Source organism: Halorubrum xinjiangense (assembly GCF_049604745.1).
In the GTDB taxonomy this organism is placed as follows: domain Archaea; phylum Halobacteriota; class Halobacteria; order Halobacteriales; family Haloferacaceae; genus Halorubrum; species Halorubrum xinjiangense_A.
In genome coordinates, this window is the sequence record NZ_CP187140.1 from 2432591 (window position 1) to 2455039 (window position 22449).

Here is a 22449-nt window from a genome sequence, read left to right on the forward strand (position 1 = left end):
CGCCGCCGAGGTTAAACCCACAGATCGTCTCGCGGCGAGGCCGTGAAACCCGACGCAAATCGGCGCAACGGTCGGCCGCAGACGCGAAACGCGGCGAAACGGAGCGCAATCGACCGCCACTGTCTGCCCGGTATATGTGGGCGGCGCTCGTCGACGCATCCGTAATGAACGGCACACGATTCCTGACGGTTCTGGTGGCGCTGGGGCTCATCCTGGGCTCTGTTCCGGGCGGTGCGCTCGGGGCGACCGCCGTCGACGCGACGGATGTCGGCGCGTCCGACGCGACGACCGAACGTCTCGACGCGTCGGCCGTCTCCGCACAGACGGACGAGAACTCGACGGACGACGAGAACGCGACGGACGACGGGAAGGCGAACGACAGCGACGCCGGTGACGGCGCGTCGCGGGCGACGGTCGGACAGCAGCTCGCGACGGTCATCGCCGTCACCGACGACGAGGTGTCGGGCGACGTGGCGGCGTCGTCGCTCGACGGGGCGCTCGAGGACGCGAACGAGTCTGAGCGCGCGGCGCTCCTCGCGGAGCGGTCCGCGACGCTCCGCGAGCGCGCCGACGAGATCGTCGCCGACCAGCGTGAGGCCCGCGTCGCCTACGAGGACGGCGAGATAACCCGCGGCGAGTTCGCCCAGCGGCTCGCGGTCCTCGCCGGACAGGCCCAGACGGTCGACCGTGGCTTCGAGCGGGTCGCTGACGGCGCCGACGACACCTCCGGGATCGAGCTCCGCGCGGCGGGCTACGACCGGGGCGCGAACGCGGACGCCAGAGAGCGGCTCACTCGCGTGACGGGAACCGGGGCGAGCGCGCTCCTCGCGCAGTACACCGGTGAGCACGACGGCGAGTTCTCGCTGGAGGTCGACGGCGGCGTCTCCATCGAGGTCGAGAGCGACGACGGCGAGCGGTCGCGCGAGATCGAGCGCGACCAGCCCGGTGACGGGAGCTTCAACGTGACGCAGAGCGAGGCGCTCACCGCTGCCACCGCACAGCTGTCGACCGACGCCGACGGCGAGTGGACGCTCCGGTCCGCCGACCGCGACGAGGACGGCTACTACGAGTTCGAGTTCACCTTCTTCGGCCCGGAGACCGTCGGCGAGGCCGAGGTGAGCGTCGACGGACAGACTGGCGAGGTGTTCGAGTTCGAGGAGGAGACGGAGCCGCGCGAGGCGGACGACGATGACGCCGACGAGGTCCCCCTCTCGGTCTCGATCGTCAACGGCACGGCCGAGCCGGGCGCGACGGTGACGCTCCGCGTGACCGCCGCCGGCGAGCCCGTCGAGGGCGCGACGGTCGAACTGAACGACCAGGACGCGGGGACGACCGACGCCGACGGGCGGATCACGGTGACGCTGCCCGACGACGACGAGGTCGACATCGAGGTCGAGGACGGCGACCGCGAAGGCGAACTGGAGCTTGCGCTCCGGTCTGACGACGGCGACGACGGCGACGACGATCTCGGCGACCGGCTCTCCGTGGACGGTTCCGTCGAGAACGGGACCGTCGACGTCTCGGTGACCTACGACGGCGAGGGCGTGGAGGGCGTCTCCGTCTTCGTCGACGACGAGCCGGTCGGGACGACCGACGCGGACGGGGCCATCACGTTCGACGCGCCGGCTGACGCCGACGAGTTCGAGGTCACGCTGGTGAAGGGCGCGTTCGAGGCCGAACTCGAGTTCGAGGTCGGTGCGGACGGCACGCTCGCGGCCGGCGACATCGACGTCGACGAGCGCGACGCGGACGACGAAGATGAGGACGACGCGGACGACGTGGACGAGGAAGATGGAGACGACGCAGACGACGCGGACGAGGAAGATGGAGACGACGCAGACGACGCGGACGACCTCTCCGTCGCCGTCGTCTCCGGCGACCCTGCTCCCGGTGCGACCGTGACGGTCGAAGTGACCGACGCCGACGGTGAGCCCGTCGAGGGCGCGACCGTCGAGGTCGACGGCGAGTCCGCCGGAACGACCGACGCGGACGGACGGACCGCGGTGACGCTCCCGGCCGACGGCGACGAGGTCGACATCGAGGTCGAAGATGGCGACCGCGAGGGCGAACTCGAGATCGAGTTCGACGCGGACGACGAGGACGCGGAGGACGCAGACGACGCGGACGATGCTGATGGTGCGGACGATGACGAAGACGACGACGGCGAAGATGACGACGATGACGAGGACGACGAGGATGAGGAAGACGAGGATGACGAGGACGACGATGACGACGCGGAGGACGACGAGTGATTCGCTCCCGCGGTCGAGTCGTCGCCCTCGCCGCAGCCGTCGCGTCGGTCGCGGTGATCGGCGCGTTCCTCGCGCCGGGCGTCGCGGCGCTCGACGGGCCGGGAACGGAGCCCGCGGTCGAGGAGGGGTCGTCGTTCGTCGTCGCGCTCGACGCTGACGGCGACGCGACGGTCACGCTCGTGTTGACGTACGACCTCGCCGACGCCGACGACGAGGCGGCGTTCGAGGAGCTTCGCGAGCGTCCCGAGAACGTCACGGCCCGGTTCGGTGACCGGCTGACGCGGATCGCCGAGCGGACCGCGACCGAGACGGACCGCGAGATGCGCGTCGCCGACGCGCGGACCGAGTTCGAGTCGACGAATGAGACTGGCGCCGTCCGGATCTCGGCGACCTGGACGAATCTCGCCGCGGTCGACGGGGATCGGCTGGTCGTGAGCGAGCCGTTCGCAAGCGCGTTCCGGCCGGACCGCCCGTTCGTGCTCGTCGCGCCCGACGGCTACGCGCTCGCCGACGCCACGGTAGAGGCGGACGCGACGACCCCGGCGTCCGAGACCGGCGCCGCGAGCGCCGAGTGGCGTCCCGGCACGGATCTGTCGGGCTTTTCGGTTACGCTCGCGCCTGCGGAAGGCGGCGTCACCGACGGCTCGCTGCCGACGCCGCTGGCTCCGACGCTGGCGCTCCTCGTCGCCGGCCTGCTCGGCTACGCCGGCTGGCGACGGGCGTAATCGGAGCGAGCGAAGCGAGTCTCGCGGGGCGATTCGCGCGGGGAGTCGCCGTTCCGAATCCGACCATCGGAAGCGACTGCCCGCGGCCGTCAGAGGCACACGATCCCTTCCGGAATTTTTCAGCTATCTCTCACAGCTGGCGGCTCCGTCGCCCCGTGGGCGGCGATCTCTTCCGCGAACACGCCACGACTGAAAAGAATTAACCGCCTCGGAGCGGAACCTTCCCCCAAGATGGCCAAGGACGTCAAACCGACGCGGAAGAACCTGATGGCGATCGAGGACCGCATCGAGCTCTCCGAGCGCGGTCACGACACGCTCGAACAGAAGCGCGACGGGCTCATCATGGAGTTCATGGACATCCTCGACCAGGCGCAGGACGTCCGGTCCGAGGTCTCCGAGAACTACGAGACGGCCCAGCGCAAGATCGACATGGCCCGGGCGATGGAGGGCGACGTCGCCGTCCGCGGCGCGGCCGCGGCGCTGAAGGAACACCCCGAGATCACGACCCAGTCGAAGAACATCATGGGCGTCGTGGTCCCGCAGATCGAGTCCTCGAAGGTGCGGAAGAGCCTCGACGAGCGCGGCTACGGCCTGCTCGGCTCCTCGGCGCGCATCGACGAGGCGGCCGACGCCTACGAGGAGCTCCTAGAGAAGGTGATCCTCGCGGCCGAGGTCGAGACGGCGATGAAGAAGATGCTCACGGAGATCGAGACCACGAAGCGCCGCGTCAACGCCTTGGAGTTCACCCTGCTCCCGACGCTCTACGAGAACCAGGAGTACATCGAGCAGAAGCTCGAAGAACAGGAGCGCGAGGAGATCTTCCGCATGAAGAAGATCAAGGCGAAAAAGGAGGAAGAGGAGAAGGAAGAGGCCGAGGAAGCCGCGGCGGTCGCGGCCGCGGAGACCGAAGAGCCCGAGCCCGCCGACTGACGCCGCGCGTCGGCTCCCGAATCGCCATCACCGCTTTCGCGTCGGTCGTCGCTTCTCTCTCTGCCATCGGTCGTCGCTTCTCTCTCCCGTCGACTTTTACTCGGACCCGCCCGTACCGACGAGCGTGCCCTGTCCACACTGCGACGCCGACGTCGTCGCGTTCGCCGTGCCGCCCGCGCTCCGCGAGCACGCCCCGGCCGACGCGGCCGCGATCTGTACCCGATGTCTGCGGGTCGTCGCCGCGGACGAGGCCGGGATCGTGGGTGGCGTGTCCGAGGATCCCGACCTGTCGGCGGTCGACCCCGCGTTTCCGACCGGCGAGGCCGGCGTCGCGCTGGCGCTCTGCTGTGGGAAGCTGGAGTCGTTCGCGCTCAACCGCGCGTCGATCGAGGCCCTGATCGACCACGCGGAGCGGGCGGGCGCCGACGCGTTCGCCTTCTTCGACCGGCTTGACGCGCCGGAGGCCGCGTTCGACTTAGAGAGGCGGCGGAAGGCGCTTCGCGACGCTATTTAGAACACATCAGTTTTCGACAAATGCGACGTTGCCGGTGGCCGTTTATAAACAGCTGATTGCGGACTGACAGACGATACTGCCAAATCCCAGCGACTCACTTATAAACTAACGACAGTAGATCGGCGGTGAACACCTCCAAAGCCCCAGCCGCGAGGCCGCCGTACGCTCGCTGCGTTCCTCGTCACTCACTTCGTTCGTTCCTGCGGTACTTGCGTCGCCTACGGCGGCCTCGCGGCTGCCCCTTTGAGTCCCGCCCCTCCGGAAGACGTTCCTGCTCGCTTCGCTGCGCGGGCTGCGACTTCCGTGCTCCCGCTCGCTTCGCTCGCGGGAACGCACAGCGACCGCACTTCACGCCTCCCCAGCCTCGTCGCCGGCGGCTGCGCCGCCGGCTGCCAGAGGCGCGTCGCGCCTCGCTGCCGCTCGCTCCCTCCGGTCGCTCGCGGCGTCCCTCGCGCGTGCTGCTCGGCCGCGAGGCGGCCTCGCAGGCACGCGCCGACCGCACTGTTATTTATAAACATCGACGCCTCCCGCTCTCGGGTGTTTAAATATCGCATCGGTCGCCGGCGTCTCCGTGCTGACCTGGATCCGTCCCAATTGTCTCGTCAGAGGTCGACGCCGTCCGGGTCGTTCCACTCGTCGTCCTCGTCGTCTGCGTCCTCGCCGTCCGCCTCTGTCCCCGCCGGTCCGAGGCGCTTCTCGCCTTGGCGCGATTCGTGGACCGCGAAGCCGCCTGTCCGGCTGTCGTCGCCGCCGGCGTACGGGTCCTCCTCGGGGTCGTAGTCGAGTTCGTCACGCTCGAAGATGTACGCGAGGAAGCCGAACAGCGGGACGACGAAGGCGATCAGCGCCCACTTGCGCGGGTTCATGCCGTACTTGGGCGCGTCGACGTACGCGTAGGCGGCGAAGCCGACGAGCCACGCGAGCGGGACGCCGACGAGGATGACGGCGACGAGCGGCTGCATACCGACGCTTCGAGTGCGCGGTAATAAGGCTGCGGGCGGCCGGGCGGTCGGTCGCGGCCGCGGGTGGCGCGTCACCGGACGCCGTTCACAGGAACGGCCGCCAGTAGTACGGGCTGACGAACCCCTCGATGACGCCGGCGACGGCAAATAAGATTCCGAGCCCGACGGTCACCCAGAACGCGGTCCGCAGGGCGTCGGCGAGCCGCTCGCGGCTCGCGCGGCCGCGGAACGTCCGCCACGAGACGGCGCCGAGGTGGACGCCGAGCGCGCCCGAGACGACGAGCGCGGGGATCTCGAAGATTCCGTGCGGGGCCACGAACGCGACGAGCGCGAGGAGGTTCTCCTCTAAGGCCGCGGTGGCGCCGAGCGCGAGGCCGTTGAACGCGAGCGACGAGAGTGCGGGAAGAACGAACCCCGCCCCGGAGAAGGCCGTCGCGATCGCGACCCCCCAGTTGTTCCCGAAGTACGTCAGCGTCGCCACGGGCGGGATCTGTCCAGCGATCCGTCCCTCGATCGAGGTCGGGACCGTCTCGGCGAACGGCGCGGCGGCGTACCACCCGACCGCGCCGAACCCGACGGCGACCGCGAGCGCGAGGAAGTGGTGGCCGGGCGTCGAGCGGACGAACCCGGCCAGCTCCCGCCACCCGCGGCGGAGGCCGCCGACGAACTGCGCCCTGACGCCGGCCTCGGGCGGCGAAACGGGGTCGACCGTCCCGCGGTAGTCACCGTAGAGGACGGTCTTCAACAGGTCGAGCGCGGGCGCGACGACGACCGCGCTGGCGAGCGCGACGACGGGGCCGCCGCCGAGGAACGCGACCCCGGAGGCGACAGAGGCGACGGCGACCAACGCGCCGATCGCGACCACGAGGTAGGCGGCGGCGTCGACGGGGTTCGAGCGCACGAAGCCGCCTGCGCCCTCGACGCCCCCGACCACGCCGGCGTCGTCGACGACGACGGCCACCGGCGCGAACGCGAAGAGGATCCGGACGAGCGCTAAGGCGACGAAGCCGACGAGGAGTGCGCCGACCGCGACCGCCGCGCCGAGGAACGGGTTCGCGAGGAACGCCGCGCCAACCGCGATCGACCCGAGCGCGACGACGGCGATCCAGAGGAGCAGTTCGGCGACGTACAGGCCGAGGAACGTGAGCCAGCGGGAGCGGGCGCCCGCGACTCCCCCGACGAGCCCCCGCTCGTCGCGGAGGCTCGCGATGACCGCCGAGAGCTGGCCGGCCGAGACGACAGCGTACGCGACGATCGCGAGGACGGTTGTGACGAGCACGCCGGCGGCGAAGAGGACCCCGACGGTCGGCGTGAGGAGGGGTTCGAACGCGGGCGCCACTCCCTCGGCCCACGCCTGAAACGCCTCGGCGTCCTGCGGGTCCGGCGGTGACTCGACCCCGGCGAGCGCGTCGCCGGCGGCCGCGAGTCTCCCGGTGAGTTCGAGGTGGAGGTAGATACCCGCGAGCGCGGCGAACGTGCCGAGGCGGGCGATCACCGGGACCGCGGTCCCGAGCAGGTAGAAGGGGAGGACGTCTGCGGGGCGTCGGCGGAGGGTCGCTGTCGTTGCCGTGACGGCGGCGGAGAGGTCCATGTCCTCCGATCGGCTGTCCGATACTTAAAAACGGTCGTGTCGAGTAGTTCAGTCCCAGAACGACTGGGTGCGCGCGTACTCCCGCTCTTGGCGGAGCACGTCGCGGTAGAACTCGTCTTCGTCCTCGCGGAGCTTGTTGATGATCCGCGCGGCGTTGTGGGGGCCGACGCCGCGGGCCGCGAGGGCGATCACCGCCCGCTTCCCGTGCGTCTGGACGAGGCTCGCGGCGCGGTGGGCACGCTCGGTGCGCCGCTCCTGCTCGTCGTCCTTCTCGGTCGCGCGCACCGCGGCGACTGTCTCCTCGTCCCACGGGTTGAGCGCCGCGATCCGGGTGGACCCGCACTCCGGACATTCGGGCTGGTCGCGGACGCGCCGGACCTTCGTCGTGTGTTTCCAATCGGTACAGTGGAGACAGAAGAGGATGACGCGGTCGTCCTGAATCCGCTCTCTGACCGTCTGAATCACGTCGGCGTCGGCGTTGTCGGGGACGAGGAACTCCGTGCCGGCGGAACGGCCCGCGGTGCCGAGCGGGGTGCGCTCGCGGGCGATCGCGAGGTCGAGCGAGCCGTCGCGGTCGCCGCCTCCCGACTGGATCCCTCTGAGCAGGTCGGCAGTCTCCGGCACCGCGAGGTCGGCGTGGAACACCTCGCGCAGCGCCTCGTCGTAGACGGGCGTGTCTTCGAGGGCGGCGAGCAGGCGGTCGCCGCCGAATCGCCCGCGTCCCTCCTTGTACCGCTTGACGGCGCCGAACTTCGCGGCGACCTGCGCGAGCGTGAACTTCAGCGCGTCCGACTTCTTGACGGCGAGTTCGAGGTACGCCTCCAGCCGGTCGGGGTCGGTCGTCTCTAACACCTCGCGGAAGGTTCCGGGGTCGACCCCGCCGGGCACCTCGAACTCGATCCGGTACGGGTCGACGTCCATCCCGACCGACGAGCCGGCGCGCTGGCCGACGAGCGCCGCGAGCAGGCGCGCGAGCGTCTCGTTGACCTCGTGGCCGAACGCGGCGTTGACCGCGACGGTGCGCGCGCTCCCCTCGATCACGATCCGTTCGTCCGTGGGGACCGGGTGGCCGGCCTCGACGTGGTCGACGACCGGTTTCAGGGCGGCCGCGACCGTCTCCTCGTCGGTCGGGTACCGCTCTGCGAGGTCGGCCGCGACGGCTTCCGGCGTCGAGCCGGCCTCCAGGGCGGCCGCGGCCTCGCCGCGTATTCTGCCCACCTCCTCCGCGACGGGCTTCGGGACGGGGATCTCCTGGCCCACCCACGAGGGCACCTCGCCGGTCGGGTCCGGGATCGGCGTCACGTTCACGCGCTCCTCCTCCTCGTCGATCTCCGTAATCCGCCACATCTCGCCGCGCTGGACGAACGTCTCCCCCGGCCCGGCGAAGTTGACGACGAACTGCTCGTCGAGGGTCCCAATCTGCCGTCTGGAGGACATGTCGTACACCTCGTAGGTGGACTCGTCGGGGATCATTGAGAGGTTCGCGTAGAAGTACTGCCAGGTGCCGCCCGATTTCTCTAAGGTGTCCGTCTCCTCGTCGAGCCACAGCAGCCGGTTCCCGTCGAGTTCGCGGACGACCTCTTGGAACTCGGGCTCCGAGAGGCCCCTGAACGGGTAGGCGTTCGTGACGGTCTCGTACGCCTCGCGGGCGTGAACCTCCCCTTCGTCCATCACGAGGCCGACGACCTGGTTGGCGACCGTGTCGAGGCTGCCGTGGTGGATGTTCGCGGGCTCGACGAGCTCCTCGCCGGCGCGGCGCGCGATAGCCAGCGCTTCGAGCGTGTCGTCGCCCCCCTGCGTCACGACGGTCCCCTCGGAGACGAGGTCGCGGCGGTGGCCCGCGCGCCCGACGCGCTGGAGCAGGCGGGCGACCTCGCGCGGGCTCCCGTACTGGACCACGTGGTCGACGCGGCCCACGTCGATGCCGAGCTCCATCGAGGAGGTACAGACGAGCCCGTCGAGCTCGCCCGACTTGAACCGATCTTCCACGTCGATCCGGACTTCCTTCGAGAGCGAGCCGTGGTGGAGTTCGATCTCGGTGGGGTCGGCGTCGTCCTCGTCGCCACTGTTTCCGCTCGCCGCCTCCCGCTCCGTCTCCGCGAGCGTCTTGAACCGCGAGCCGAGCGCCTCCGCGGTCTGTCGCGTGTTGACGAAGATCAGCGTCGACTCCTTTTCGGCGACGATCTCGCGGATCGTCCGCACGTGGCTCGCGGTCGTTTCGTCGACCGCGAGCTCGCCTGCGAGGGTCGTGTCGCGGTCGGTGATCTCGGGGTCGAGCACGCGCACGTCGGTCCGCGTCCCGGCCGCGACCTCGACGGTTTCGAAGTCGCGGTCGCCCTCTCGATCCGGGTCGCGTTTTCCGGTTCCGACGAGGAAGCGCCCCACCTCCTCGGGGTCGCCGACCGTCGCGGAGAGGCCGACGCGCTGGAACGGGCCCGCGACGCGGCGGAGGCGTTCGAGCCCGACCGTGAGCTGGGCGCCGCGTTTCGCCGAGGCCAGCTCGTGGACCTCGTCGATGACGACGTGCGCGACGTCTTCGAGCGCGACGCGCATCTTCGAGCCGGTCAGGATCGCCTGAAGGCTCTCCGGCGTCGTGATGAGCACGTCCGGCGGGTCGTCGGCCTGTTTGCTGCGCTCGTACTGCGTGGTGTCGCCGTGGCGCACCGCGACCTCGACGTCGAGGCGGTCGCCCCACCACTCCAGTCTGTCCATCATGTCGCGGTTGAGCGCGCGGAGCGGGGTGATGTAGAGGGCGGAGATGCCGTCGCGGGGCTGGTCACCCGGTGAATTTCGGGCCTCGACGATCGCGTCGAAGACGGGGAGCATCGCGGTCTCCGTCTTCCCGGTGCCGGTCGGGGCCAAGACGAGGGCGTTTTTCCCGTCGGCGAGCGGCGGGATCGCCTCGCGTTGGGGCTCCGTTGGCGTGGTGAACCCCCGATCCGAGAGCGCCTCGCGGATCTCGCTCCCGAGGTGCGCGAACGCGTCCATCCCCGACGATTCCGGCATTACGTGATCGTCGAACGTTGGGTGCTCGGAGGATTAAGCCCGTCGCCCCGCGAGGTTCGGACGGTCGACCGCGCGGCCGAGCGCTGCCGTCGCCGGAGGCTTCGCGCACCGATTACTCGGCGAGCGGCAGCTCGACGACGAACACGCTCCCGGTCGGCTCGTTGTCCTCGATCCACACGTCGCCGTCGTACCTGTTGACGAGGGTCTTGACGAGGTACAGGCCGATCCCCGTTCCACCGCTCTCCAGTCCCTTCTCGCCCTCCTGAAAGATCTGCTCTTTGTGATCGTCCGGGATGCCGGGCCCGTTGTCGGCGATCGAGACGCACACCGCGTCGTCCGACAAACTGGTCGAAACCGTGATCTCGGCCACCTGCTTGTCGTTGTGGACGACCGCGTTCGTCAGCAGGTTCCGGAACACCGCCTCCAGCAGGCCGTCGGCCAACACCGTCACGTCCGGGATCGCTCCGTTCACCGTGACCGTCGCGCGGTCTTTCTCGGACCGGATCCGTTCGATCTGCTGGTTGAGTTCGGCGCGGAGATCGACCGGCTCTTGGTCGGTTCCGACCTGTAGCAACACGTCGGTGACGTCTCTGGCGGTCTCCGTGATGTCGGCCGCCTGCTTCGCCGCACCGATGACCGTCCGCGCGTACGTCCGGCTCTGGTCGTCCGGTAGCGAGTCCTCGAGCAGTTCGGTGTACGACTGGACGACCATCAGCTGATTCCGGATGTCGTGGCGCACGACTTGGTTGAGCAGCATGAGGGTGTCCCGCTGCTCTTCGAGCGTCTGTTCGTACCGCTTGAGGTCGGTGACGTCGCGGGCGTATCCCAGAACGGCGTCTTCACCCGTTTCCGGCACCTTGTAGGGGATCTTCACCGTCTGGAGGATCCGCGTTTCGCCGGCCGCCGTCGTCAACGTCTCCTCGCCGACGTTCTTCGGTTCCCCGGACTCGATCACCTCCAAGTCGTCCTGTCGGAACTCGTCGGAGTCGTCGACGTCCGGGATGATTTCGCCTTCGGACTTCCCCTCGACCTCCTCGGGCGACAGCCCGTACGCCGCTGCGGTCGCCTCGTTGGCCAGGAGGTACTCGCCCTCGCGGTTCTTCACGAACACGAGGTCCGGCACGAGGTCGATGACCGTCCGCAGCTCCTCGCGCGTCGACTCGAGGGCCAGCTCGTACCGCTTCCGCTCGGTGATGTCTTGAAACAGTCCGAGCGCCCCGACGACCTCCCCCGCGTCGTCGAACTGCGGATCGCCGATTGCCCTGACCCACCGGGTCCGTCCGGTCTCCGTGACGATCCGCAGTTCGAGGTCGTACGACTCGCCCTCCTCCGTCAGCCGCTCGAACGCCTGTTCGATCGCGTCCCGGTCGTCCGGGTGATAAAACTCTATTCCGTCTTCCAGTTCGACCGTCTCGTCGGTCGGCACCTCGTGGATCCGGTACACCTCGTCGCTCCACGTGAGCGACTCCTCGACCAGGTCGACCTCCCACCAGCCGATCGACGCGCTCTCTTGGGTGCGCTCGATGAGGGCTCGCGTGCGCTCCAGCTCCGCCTCTCGCCGCTTCCGGTCGTCGATGTCGAGGTGGATTCCGACGGCCCGGACCGGTTCCCCGGTATCGTCCTGCTCCACGACCCTTCCGATGTCGCGGATCCACTTCCACTCGCCCGACGCAGTTCGCATCCGGTGTTCTGTGTCGTAGTACTCCGTCTCGCCCGCCATGTGTTCTGACAGGGCGTCTTCGACCGCCGCGAGGTCGTCGGGGTGGACGCGCCGCTCCCACGCGTCGAGATGCGGCTCGATTTCATCGAGCGAGTGGCCCAGCATCTGCGCCCACTGATCGTTGAATTCGACCTCGTCGGTGGTCATGTCCCAGTCCCAGACGCCGATCTGTGCGCCCTCGACCGCGAGCTCGAGCCGGTCTTTGATCTGCTGGAGCGCGCGCTCCCGCTCCGTCTGTTCGGTGATATCGGTCGAGACGCCGCATACTCCGCGGATCGAACCCGATTCGTCGTACACGGGAGACTTCCGCGTCAGTCGGATGCTCTCTCCGGCGGGCGTCGGAAGCGTCTCCTCGATTTCGATCCGCTCGCCGTCCTCGATCACCCTGCGGTCGTCCGCTCGGGCCTGCGCTGCGACGGCCTCCGGGAAGAGGTCCTCGTCGGTCATCCCAACGGGGTCCTCGTCGATGTCGAACACGTCGCGGCACGCCTGGTTCATGAGGAGGTACCGCCCCTCGGTGTCTTTCAGGAACACCGCCGCGGACATCGTCTCCAACACCGTTTGGAATCGGCGGTACGTCCGCTGGTGCTCCCGCTCGCGTTCCTTCTGCTCCGTGATGTCGCGAGCGACGCCGATGATCTGTGTCACCGCTCCGTCCTCCGTGACCGGCGTCAGCTTCGTCTGCCAGTCGCTCGTCCCGCCCGGGAAATCGAGCCGCTCCTCGTACTCGATCGTCGTGCCCCGTTCGACGCATCGGCGGTAGTTCGCCTCGACCGCGGCCCCCTGTTCCTCGCCGAGGAGCTCTCGCGGGGTCTGCCCGTACATCGCGTCCTCGGTCAGCCCGGTCTGCTGCTGGTGTGCGGTGTTGTTCTGCTTGAACGTGAACTCGTACTCGCCGTCCGTCCGCGCCACGTCAACGAGAAATATCGCGTCGTCCGCCTCACGGAACATCGCCTCGTAGGCGTTGCTCACGTCGTCACCGTTCGTTCTGGACCGATCGGTATCGTTGGTTGACTGTGAGTTTTCGCCCATGATCTCTCTTGCCACTATCTAGGCCGGTTCGACCCATAACATTGCGGATATCAACGCGAGGAACAACCGCCTGCCCCCCCGCCTCGCGGCCGCACCGGCCGCGCCCGCTACGTCACGCCGCCCTCGCTCGTTGCGTACGTCTCGTGCGCCCCCGAGTCGAGGATCGCCTCGATCTCGTCGACGACTTCCAACACGTCGGCGAAGGAGGTGTAGGGGGCCGCGGGACAGACGCGGACCACGTTCGGCGGCCGAAAGTCGACGACGACGCCGCGGTCCCTGAGCGCCTCGCTCAGCCGCTCTGCGTCCGGATGTTCGAGAGCAACGTGACCGCCTCGGGACGCGTGTTCGCGGGGGGTCCCGACCGACACCTCGGGGAGTCGGTCGTCGACGAGCGCGATGAGGAAGTCCGTGAGCGCGAGCGACTTCTCCCGCAGGCGCTCGATTCCCGCCTCCCGGAGGAGTTCCGCGGAGCCTTCGAGGGGCGCGGCCGACAGCAGCGGCGGCGTCCCGATCTGCCACGCGCCCGCGGAGTCGGCCGGGGTGTACTCGGTGTTCATCTCGAACTGGGTCGCCTTCTCGTGGCCCCACCAGCCCGCCAGCGCCGGCGTGAGCCCGTGGTGACGCTCCGCGACGAACAGCGCGCCGATCGAGCCCGGGCCGGCGTTGAGGTACTTGTACGTGCACCAGACCGCGAAGTCGACGCCGGCCGCGTCGAACTCGTGGGGGACGGCGCCCGCTGAGTGGGCCGCGTCGAAGCCCGCGTACGCGCCCGCCTCGTGGGCCGCCTCCGTGATCCGCTCGACGTCGAACAGCTGGCCGGAGCGGTACAGCGCGGTCGGCATCCAGACGATCCCCACGTCGTCGTGGGCCGCCAGCGCGGCCTCGATATCGCGGGGGTCGATGGTCCGTCCGTCGCGGCTCGGAACGACCCGGAGTTTCTCGTCCGGGTCGATCCCGCGCTGGCGCAACTGCGCCCGGATCGCGTAGTGGTCGGAGGGGAAATCGAGCTCGTTGACGAGGACGGCGGGGTCGGCGTCGGGGTCGCCGTCCGGCGCCCACTCCCCGTCCGCGCGCTCGAACCCCTCGCGCTCCGGGCCGTTCCCGGCCAGCAGCTCGTCGAGGAAGGTGCCGACCAGCGTGTGGATGTTGACGGTGATCGAGTTGCCGACGACCACCTCCTCGGGCTCGGCGCCCACGAGCGGCGCGAGCGCGTCGCCGAGCCGCTCGCCGACCTCGAACCACGGCGGGTCGGCGTCGGTCCACCCCGCGATGAGCAGGTCGCGCCACTCGTCGACGACGCGGTCGAGGCTCTCGAGGGCGGCGTCGCTCGCGGGCCCGAGCGAGTTGCCGTCCATGTAGAGCAGGTCGTCGGGGATCCGGTACCGGTCGCCGAACTCGGAGAGCGGATCGTTGTCGTCGAGGCGCGCGGCGAGACGGGCGGGGTCGGCGCCGGCTGCGTCGCCGTCGTCCGCGGAGCCGAGCCCCTCGCCCGCGAGCGCGTCTCGCGCGGGGGCGTACGGATCGTCCATACACGAGGGCGCCGCGCCGTCGACTAAGCGTTTCCGGGGGCGGGCGGTGATTTAAAAGAGCTGACCGAGCGCTACTCGACGATGTCGATGGCGGGTCGCCCCGGCTCGGCCTTGCTGACCACGCTCTCGTCGGCATCCGCGGCGCGCTCGACGCTGACCGGCGCGTCGAACTCCCGCTCGATCAGCCACGCGGCGGCGCGCAGCGCGTCGTACTCGGCGTCGCCGCCGAGCGTCTCCTGCAACGCCTCGCGGTTCGCCTGGAGGTCCTGGCCGTACGAGGCGGCGGCGTCCCCCTGCTCGCGGATGTGGCTCTCGCCCATCAGCTCGGAGATGAGGTTGTCGGCGTCGCTGTCGATCGCGATCTCCAGCGCGTCGTACTTCCAGTCGGGCGCGACGACGACGTCGATCCGCTCGGGGTCCTCGATGCCGGCGACGTCGATGATGTCGCGCACGTCCTCGCGGGTGTTGGCGACCAGCCGGCGCCGGCGTTCGACGGTGTCGCGGTCGACGCTCGCGGTCGGCCACTCGGCCTCCGCGACGAAGCCGTCGCGGCCGAGCGTCTCCCACAGCTCCTCGGCGAGGTGGGGCGCGACCGGCGCGAGCAGGCGGACCGCGACGTCGACGCCGCGCTCGAAGACGTCGGGGTGCGGGTCGGCGTACTCGCGGTAGCTCCGGAGGGTGCGGACGAGCTCCTGCGCCTCGCGGAGCGCGACGTTGAAGGTGAGGTCGTCGTACTCCGCGCCGGCGATGGCGACCGCGGCGTCCGTCTCGTCGGCGACGTAGTCGTCGATGGTGTCCCGGTCGGCGGCCTCGGCGTCGCCATCCCCGGCGTCACCGTCCCCGGCCGTCGCCACGTCGCCCGCGGCGTAGTCCTCGACGAGGTCGTTGAGGCGGGTCAGGAATCGGTGGGTGGACCTGACGCCCTCCTCGGACCAGTCGAAGTCACGCTCGGGCTGGGCGGCCTCCATCATGAACAGCCGCGCGGTGTCGGCGCCGTACTCGTCGACGATGCGCTGGGGCGAGACGACGTTCCCCACTGATTTGGACATCTTCTCACCCTCCAGCTGGACCATCCCCTGCGCCAGCAGGTTCGTGAACGGCTCGCGGTGCTCTAAGTCCTCCTCGTCGGCCAGCACCTTGGTGAAGAACCGCGAGTACAGCAGGTGCATCACGGCGTGCTCGATGCCGCCGACGTACTGGTCGACCGGCATCCAGTCGTTCGCGCGGTCGAGGTCGAAGGGGGCGTCTTCCAGGTCCGGCGAGACGTACCGCAGGAAGTACCACGAGGAGTCGACGAACGTGTCCATCGTGTCGGTCTCGCGGGTCGCGGGCCCGCCGCACTCCGGGCAGGTCGTCTCCTGCCACTCGTCGGCCGCATCGAGAGGATTCCCGGTCGTGTTGATGAACTCCGGCAGCTCGACGGGCAGGTCCTCGTCGGGCACCGGCACCGCCCCGCAGTCGTCGCAGTTCACGATCGGGATCGGCGTCCCCCAGTAGCGCTGCCGGGAGATGCCCCAGTCGCGCAGGCGGTACTGGGTCGCCTCGCTCGCGCCCTCGGTGTCGGCCGTAATTTTCTCCCGCGCGGTCTCGCTGTCGAGGCCGGTGTACTCGCCCGAATTGATGACGACGCCGTCGTCGGTGAACGCTTCCGCCTCCACGTCGGGGGCGTCGGGGACCGTCTCGCCGTCCCAGTCGTCCGGCTCCGGCGCGATGACCGGGCGGATCTCGACGTCCTTCTTCGTCGCGAACGCGTGGTCGCGCTCGTCGTGGGCGGGGACCGCCATCAGCGCGCCCGTCCCCACGTCCGAGAGGACGAAGTCGGCGACGTAGACGGGGATCTCCTCGCCCGTGACGGGGTTCGTGGCCGTGAGGCCGGCCGCGACGCCGTTCGGCTCGTCGCCGTCGGGGTCGGCCTCCTCCTCGACGAACTCGCGGACCGCGTCGTCCTCCGCGGCCAGCTCCTCCGCGATCGGGTGGTCGGGCGCGATCGCGAAGAACGTCGCGCCGTGGATCGTGTCGATCCGGGTCGTGAACGCCGTGACTGCGCCGTGGCCCTCAATCTCGAAGTCGACCTCGCTCCCGTACTGCCGGCCGATCCAGTTGCGCTGCATCTGGCGGACGGAGTCGGGCCATCCCTCCAGGTCGTCGATGGCCTCCAGCAGCTCGTCGGCGTACTCAGTGATCTTCAGGAACCACTGGTCGAGCTCCCGGGTCTCGACGGGGGTGTCACAGCGCCAGCACAGCTCGTCGTCGCCCTCGACCTGCTCGTCGGCGAGGACGGTCTCACAGGAGGGACACCAGTTCACCTCGGCGTCGCGGCGCTCGACGAGGCCGGCCTCGTGGAAGCGGCGGAACAGCCACTGGTTCCACCGGTAGTACTCGGGGGTACAGGTGGTGACCTCGCGGTCCCAGTCGTAGCCGAATCCCATCGACTTCATCTGCCCGCGCATCGTGTCGATGCAGTCGAAGGTCCAGTCGCGGGGGTTGGTGTCGCGCTCCTTGGCGGCGTTCTCGGCGGGCAGGCCGAACGCGTCCCACCCCATCGGGTGGAGCACGTCGTCGCCGCGCATCCGCCGGTAGCGGGCGTACGCGTCCGTGATGGTGTAGTTGCGGACGTGGCCCATGTGGAGCTTCCCGGACGGGTACGGGTACATCCCGAGGACGTACGTCGGGTCCGAGGCCTCGTCCGGGACGTGGTAGACGGCGGCGTCGTCCCACGCCTCCTGCCAGCGTTCCTCGACCGTCGCGTGGTCGTATCCCTCCTGAGACATCTGCTTATATACTCGTGGTCGGGTCGGCGTCGTATAGCTTTCCATCCGTTGGTGAGCGGTGGCACACGCTCGGGAGGTGAGGGTGACGCCGGCGACGACGGCCGATCCGGGACTACAGCTTCTCGGCGTTTTGCGCCTGCTCGACGCGCTTGGTCGCCTGCTCGATCCGCTTTCCGGTCGCGTTCGCGAGCCCGGGCGGGAGCCCCTCTCGCGCGGCCGCGAGCCGCTCTTCGATCCGGGCGATCCGGTCGACGACGTTCTCCAGCTGGCGGTTCGTTCCTTCCCTATCTCCCTCGCGAGCGCGCTCCTCGGCCCGCTTCGCCTGGTCGACCGCGGCCGCGAGTGCCTTTTTGAGCCCGTTGACCGCGTTTTCGGCACCGCCACCGGAGCCGCCGGTGTCGCCGCCGGAGCCGCCAGAGTCGTCATCGTCGTCGCCGTCGTCGCTCTCCGCCGCCGCGGCCGCGACCGCGGCGCGCGTCTCCTCGGCCACGTCCGCGACGTAGCCGGCGAGCGGGGCCGCCCCGGTCTCCGGGCGCTCGATCCGGATCGGCCCGTTCCCGGGAGTCCCGTCCTCGCCCCCGTCGTCGCCGTCGTCCGAGTCCTCGCTACCTCCCGACGACGGGTCCGGGTTGACCCGATACGCGCCGATCTCGTCGTCGGCGTCGCGGACCTCGGTCGTGTACGCGCCGCCGGCGTGGACGTACACCGCGTCGCTGCCGTCTACCGCGGAGTCGTAGATCCGCCCGGCGAAGTCGTCCTCGATCGCGGTCCGGGTCAGGTCGACGTCGCTCTCTGCGTCGTCGAGTTCCACCTTCCGCGCGTCCTCGCGGGCGACGAGCGGGACCTCACCGTCGGCGCCGGCCCTCGTCACCGGCTCGTCCGCCGAGACGGTCAGGGTCTCGCTGTGGGGCGTCCGCCCGGCGCCGTTCACCGTGAAGCGGTGGTCGCCCTCGGGGACGCCGTTCGCGACCGCGACGCCGCCGGCGAACGTCGGGACCGCCTCGGGGTCGCTCTCGATCAGGACGAACGACTCGACGCCGGCGTCGGTCGTCGTCAGCCCCTCGCCGTCGGGCGCCTCGTCGGTCTCCGTCGCCTGCGTGACGCGCGCGACGACGGAGTCGAGCGCCCCGGCAGCGTCGTCGCCGAACGACGGGTCGGCGGCGATCGCGTCGTACCGGGCCGCCAGTTCGGAGCGATGGTTCCCGGCGGTGACGTCGAGGGCGGGGTTCTCGTAGCGGGGCTGCTCCCACGGCACGCCGGTGGTCGTGATGTGGCCCGCGACGGCGTCCTCGACGGCCTGGGGGACCGCGAACTCGAAGCTGAGCTGCGGGCCGGTGAACGCCGAGATATCCTCCAGCTCGGCGCTCTCGACGAGCTCGTACCCGACGACGGACTCGGCGACCTCGTCGGCGAGCGCGGCGTCGTCGCCGCCGGCGGTCCCGTCTTCGCCCGACCGCTCGCCGTATCGGTAGGCGATCCCCGTCTCCCGGAGTGGGAGGTCGGTCGGCGGCGACCGCAGCGCGTCGAGCGACCGGATCGTGAGGGCGCCGTCGACCAGCGACTCCTCGGTGACCGAGGGGAGGTCGGAGTGTTCGTAGAGCGGCTCGCCCTCGTACTCGGGGACGACGAAGGGGAGCCGCGCCCCCTCGTCGCGGGGCAGGCCGTACGCGATCGGGATCCCGAGGAGGTCCTCGACCGTGTCGATCGTCGTGTTCGTGATATCCGCGAGCAGTCCCTCCTCGCCGACGCGTTGGAAGCTGTCGGCGTCCTCGTTGACCGAGAGCGTGCTGGAGTGCGAGCCGAGCTCGGGTAAGATTCGCGGGACCACGTCCGGTTCCGGGTCGAGGAACTCGTTGTTTGGGACGCTCCGGGAGTGGGAGCTGGCGACGTACAGCTGCGGGTCGCCCGTGTCGAGGTCGACGAAGACGTGGAGCACCTCCCAGTCGTGCCAGTGGAAGTTCGCGGTGAACTGGTCGAACGCGGAGTAGAACCAGAACTGGACGACCGCGAGCGGGGAGTCCTCGTACCGCAGCCCGTTGTAGAACACGGTCGGGTTCGGCGGCTCGCCCGCCTCGTCGTACCGCTCGTGGTAGCCGTCGAACGCCTCGAAGCCGTCGACGACCGTCTCGCCGTCCTCCTCGACCGTGTACGGGCGCGGGTCGGTCGGGAACCACGGCTCCGCGGAATCGAAGAACAGCGTCGGGGCGAACCGTGCCGCGAGCTCGTCGAGCCGGTCGGCGTCGAGGTCGGTCGTCGCGGCGTCGTCCGGCTGCGATCCGGAGCAGCCGGCGACCGCGGCGCTCCCGGCGCCCGCGAGCGCGCCGAGGACCGTCCGACGGTCGACGCGAGTCCGGCGGCCGACGCGGTCCGCGTTCGCTCCATCGGACGCGCCCTCCGGATCGGTCTCGATCTCGTCGTCGTGCTCGTCGGGGCCCCGGGTCATCCTCTGAGGCGATGAGAGCCGGAGGAATAACCCTTCTGCCGCCTGCGGGCCGTTCTATCCGCTCGGCTGTCACGTCTCGCGGCGTTCGCGGGAGACGTCCGAGACGACCGCGTCGACCCCGGCGCCCGCGACGGCCTCGTACTCCCGGGCCGAGGCGACCGTCCACGGCAGCACCCGGAGGTCGGCGTCCCGCGCACGCGAGACGAGGTCTGTCCGGAGACACAGCTCGTACCGCGGCGACAGCGCCGCACACCCCAACTGGGTGGCCGTCTCGACCATGCCAGCCACGTCCTGAGACGGATACGCCCACCTCGGAACCTCCAGCCCGACACGGATCTCGGGAATCAGCGGTCGGAGCGCCCGCGCCGGAATCGACTCGCGGACGGCGTAAACGGTCTGTACCCCGGAATCGGTCGCGTTCACCGCCTCGATGGTCGCCGGGTCGTCAGCGATGACGGCGAGGCCGTGGTCGCGGTTTGCGCCGGCCGCGACCGCCACCGCGTCCGCCGCGAGCCCCCGCTCTTTCAGGTCGAGCATGACCCGCGCGTCAGCCGGCACGGCGTCGAGCGCCGCGGCGAGCGTCGGAACCGGCTCGCCGGAGCCTTCGACCGAGAGCTCGGAGAGCCGATCCAAGGGCGTCTCGTCCACGCGCCCGGTCGCGTCCGTCACCCGCCCGAGTGTCGCGTCGTGGAAGGCGACGAGTTCGCCGGTCCCGCACCGGCGCACGTCGAGTTCGACACGGTCGACGAGATCCGTCGCCGCCTCGACCGCCGCGACCGTGTTCTCCGGGTTCTCGGCCGCGAAGCCGCGATGCGCGATGAGTGGCGGGTTGGCGGCGTCGGCGTCGTGTTCGTCGGCATCCGTAGTACCGCGCCCGGCACAGCCGGCGAGCGAGGTCGATCCCGCCGCGACCGCCCCGGCAGCGAGTGACCCGCTCCGCCGGAGCACCGCTCTGCGGGTCGGGCGGGCTCTCTCGTCGGATTCGACCGAGTCGGTGTCGCTCACGGCGTCGTTCTCGTGGGGTGTTCGGCCGCGCGGACAAAAGTTCGCGGTCGCCGGGGATCGCTTATAAACCGATCTGCGGTGGCGCGTGCCTGCGAGCGGTCGCCGAAGGCGGCCGCGAGTCAGCACGCGCGAGGTCGCCGGCGCGTAGCGCCGGCTGCCAGAGGGACCTTCGGTCCCTCGCTGGAGTCGGTCGCCGAGCGGAGCGACGGCGACCGACGAGGCTGGGGGGGCGTGAGGTGCGTTGCTGTGCGGTGCGGGGGTGGGACTCAAAGGGGCAGCCGTGAGGACGAAGCACGGCGCAGTAAGCACCGCAGCGAAGGAGCGTTAGTGACTGAGCGAGGAGCGCAACAAGCCGCGCGAGTCGTCGCGGCTGGGGCTTTGAAAGCCTTCGCCGCAGATCCGTCGATCGCTTATAAACAATCGACAGCAACACTACTCAGTCATTTATAAACAACCACTCAGCCGATCTGATACACCTACTCCCGGGATCGCTCACGAAGGTCCCTGTAGCGACCGGCTGTTCCGACTCCAGTCTCTCTGAAATCGGGTTTCAATGGATCCACGGGAGAAGGTATTTGCGCCCGGCAGCCCGACGCCGCGGTATGGACGGAAAGAAGGCCCTCTACTACGCGGCGATCGCGATTGCGATACTGATCGGGGTCAGCATCGTCGTGAGCGTGGTCTCGGCCCTCCTGAGCCTCGCGTGGGCGATCGTCTCCGGGATCGTCTCGCTCGCGGTCCTCGCTGGAATCGTCTACGTCGCGTACAAGGCCGGATCGTGGCTGCTGCGCGACGATGACGACGCCGCGTCGCTCGACTCGATCGGATCGTCGTCGACCTCGGCCGACGCCGGGGCCAGCCGGCAGGACCGCCTCCGCCAGCAGTACGTCGAGGGGCAGATCAGCGAGGCGGAGTTCGAGCAGCGAATCGCCGAGGAGTTAGAGACCGAGGAGCTCGACGACATCGACCGCGAACTCGAACGCGAGCGCTGAGGGAATTTAAAACCGGTCGCGAAGCTCCTCGCGGAGGTCGTCGACGTCGAGGTCCTTCATCGCGAACAACACGAGCAGGTGGTAGACGAGGTCCGCGCTCTCGTAGGTGAGCTCCTCGCGGTCGTCGTCTTTCGCCGCGAGGATTGCCTCCGTCGTCTCCTCGCCGATCTTCTCTAAGACGGCATTCTCTCCCTTCTCGTGGGTGAACAGGGATGCGGTGTACGACCCCTCCGGCAGCTCTTCCTGCCGCGACTCGATGGTGGCGAACAGCTCGTCGAGGACGGCCTCGGACGGGACGTCCGGGTCCTCGTCGCTCTCGGGGTCGGCCGCGCCCCCGCGGTCGCCCTCGGTCGGATCGCTCACGCGACCACCTCCCGCTCGGGGAAGAAGGCGAGGTCGTGGATCCGCGGGTCGTTGGTGAGCTCCGGGTGGAACGCGGTGGCGACGATCGGGCCGTCGCGGACCGCGACCGGGCGCCCGTCGACCGTCGCGAGCGTTTCGACGCCCGCGCCCACGTCGTCGATGGCGGGCGCGCGGATGAACACGGCGTGGAAGGGGTCGTCGAGCCCGGCGATCGGGACCTTCGCCTCGAAGGAGTCCTTCTGTCGCCCGAACGCGTTGCGGTCGACGGAGACGTCGACCAGCCCCAGCGGCTCGACCCGATCGTCTTTCGCGTCGGTCGAGCAGACGATGAGCCCGGCGCAGGTGGCGAGCACGGGCTTTCCGGCCGCGACGTGTGCTTCGATCTCGTCGGCGATCCCCTCGCGGTGGATCAGCCGCGAGATGGTCGTCGACTCCCCGCCCGGCATGAGGAGGACGTCGCAGTCGGGGACGATCCCCGAATCCCGGACCTCGACCACCTCGGCCGTCTCGTCGTGGGCGGCCGCGGCGTTGCGGACGGCGGCCGCGTGTTCGGCCACGTCGCCCTGAACGGCGATGACGCCTGCTTTCATACGGATCGGTGGGGCGGGCGCGTG

At 69.8% G+C, this 22449-nt stretch carries 15 protein-coding genes; 5 read left to right on the forward strand and 10 right to left on the reverse strand.

Annotation, left to right across the window (positions count from 1 at the left end; translation table 11 throughout):
* Positions 1-164: 164 nt before the first annotated feature.
* The 4 genes from ACOZ35_RS13425 (at position 165) to ACOZ35_RS13440 (ending at position 4421) form a co-directional block, all read left to right on the forward strand.
* The gene (locus tag ACOZ35_RS13425; RefSeq protein ID WP_424014045.1) at positions 165-2252 is read left to right on the forward strand and encodes a DUF7096 domain-containing protein; all 2088 of its coding nucleotides are present in this window, start codon (positions 165-167) and stop codon (positions 2250-2252) included.
* Complete coding sequence (locus tag ACOZ35_RS13430) at positions 2249-2977, forward strand: DUF7345 domain-containing protein (protein WP_424014046.1); 729 nt, start codon at positions 2249-2251, stop codon at positions 2975-2977. Before ACOZ35_RS13425 ends, ACOZ35_RS13430 begins: the two co-directional genes overlap by 4 nt.
* 231 nt (positions 2978-3208) lie before the next feature.
* A complete protein-coding gene (locus ACOZ35_RS13435; protein WP_424014047.1) occupies positions 3209-3907 on the forward strand; it encodes a V-type ATP synthase subunit D in 699 nt (232 codons plus the stop codon).
* 124 nt (positions 3908-4031) lie between these two features.
* Positions 4032-4421, forward strand: a complete 390-nt coding sequence (locus tag ACOZ35_RS13440; RefSeq protein WP_424014048.1) for a DUF6276 family protein — start codon at positions 4032-4034, stop codon at positions 4419-4421.
* A gap of 602 nt (positions 4422-5023) precedes the next feature.
* On the opposite strand, the gene ACOZ35_RS13445 is transcribed toward ACOZ35_RS13440, so the two are convergent.
* The 8 genes from ACOZ35_RS13445 to ACOZ35_RS13480 form a co-directional block, all read right to left on the reverse strand.
* Positions 5024-5383 carry a hypothetical protein gene (locus ACOZ35_RS13445; protein WP_424014049.1) on the reverse strand — a complete coding sequence of 120 codons (360 nt, stop codon included), beginning with the start codon at positions 5381-5383 and terminating at the stop codon, positions 5024-5026.
* A gap of 85 nt (positions 5384-5468) precedes the next feature.
* Positions 5469-6974: a stage II sporulation protein M gene (locus ACOZ35_RS13450; RefSeq protein WP_424014050.1), complete on the reverse strand. Its 1506-nt coding sequence runs from the start codon at positions 6972-6974 to the stop codon at positions 5469-5471.
* Between the two features lie 48 nt (positions 6975-7022).
* Positions 7023-9980 carry a DEAD/DEAH box helicase gene (locus tag ACOZ35_RS13455; protein WP_424014051.1) on the reverse strand — a complete coding sequence of 986 codons (2958 nt, stop codon included), beginning with the start codon at positions 9978-9980 and terminating at the stop codon, positions 7023-7025.
* Between the two features lie 112 nt (positions 9981-10092).
* Positions 10093-12732: a PAS domain-containing protein gene (locus ACOZ35_RS13460; protein ID WP_424016074.1), complete on the reverse strand. Its 2640-nt coding sequence runs from the start codon at positions 12730-12732 to the stop codon at positions 10093-10095.
* A gap of 107 nt (positions 12733-12839) precedes the next feature.
* Positions 12840-14261 carry a kynureninase gene (gene kynU, locus ACOZ35_RS13465; RefSeq protein WP_424014052.1) on the reverse strand — a complete coding sequence of 474 codons (1422 nt, stop codon included), beginning with the start codon at positions 14259-14261 and terminating at the stop codon, positions 12840-12842.
* Positions 14262-14332: 71 nt separating this feature from the next.
* Positions 14333-17032, reverse strand: coding sequence for a leucine--tRNA ligase (gene leuS, locus ACOZ35_RS13470; RefSeq protein ID WP_424014053.1), 2700 nt, complete (start codon positions 17030-17032; stop codon positions 14333-14335).
* 112 nt (positions 17033-17144) lie between these two features.
* A complete protein-coding gene (locus tag ACOZ35_RS13475; protein ID WP_424014054.1) occupies positions 17145-19475 on the reverse strand; it encodes a hypothetical protein in 2331 nt (776 codons plus the stop codon).
* Positions 19476-19544: 69 nt separating this feature from the next.
* Positions 19545-20480: a glycerophosphodiester phosphodiesterase gene (locus ACOZ35_RS13480; protein WP_424014055.1), complete on the reverse strand. Its 936-nt coding sequence runs from the start codon at positions 20478-20480 to the stop codon at positions 19545-19547.
* A gap of 602 nt (positions 20481-21082) precedes the next feature.
* Between ACOZ35_RS13480 and ACOZ35_RS13485 the strand changes: the two genes are divergently transcribed.
* A complete protein-coding gene (locus ACOZ35_RS13485) occupies positions 21083-21472 on the forward strand; it encodes a hypothetical protein (protein ID WP_424014056.1) in 390 nt (129 codons plus the stop codon).
* 6 nt (positions 21473-21478) lie between these two features.
* Here ACOZ35_RS13485 and hisE read toward each other — a convergent pair whose 3' ends face one another.
* Together hisE and pdxT are read right to left on the reverse strand one after the other, a co-directional pair.
* Positions 21479-21835 carry a phosphoribosyl-ATP diphosphatase gene (hisE, locus tag ACOZ35_RS13490; protein ID WP_424014057.1) on the reverse strand — a complete coding sequence of 119 codons (357 nt, stop codon included), beginning with the start codon at positions 21833-21835 and terminating at the stop codon, positions 21479-21481.
* Positions 21832-22425, reverse strand: coding sequence for a pyridoxal 5'-phosphate synthase glutaminase subunit PdxT (gene pdxT, locus ACOZ35_RS13495; protein WP_424014058.1), 594 nt, complete (start codon positions 22423-22425; stop codon positions 21832-21834). The genes hisE and pdxT overlap by 4 nt, the downstream gene beginning before the upstream one ends.
* Between the last annotated feature and the right edge of the window lie 24 nt (positions 22426-22449).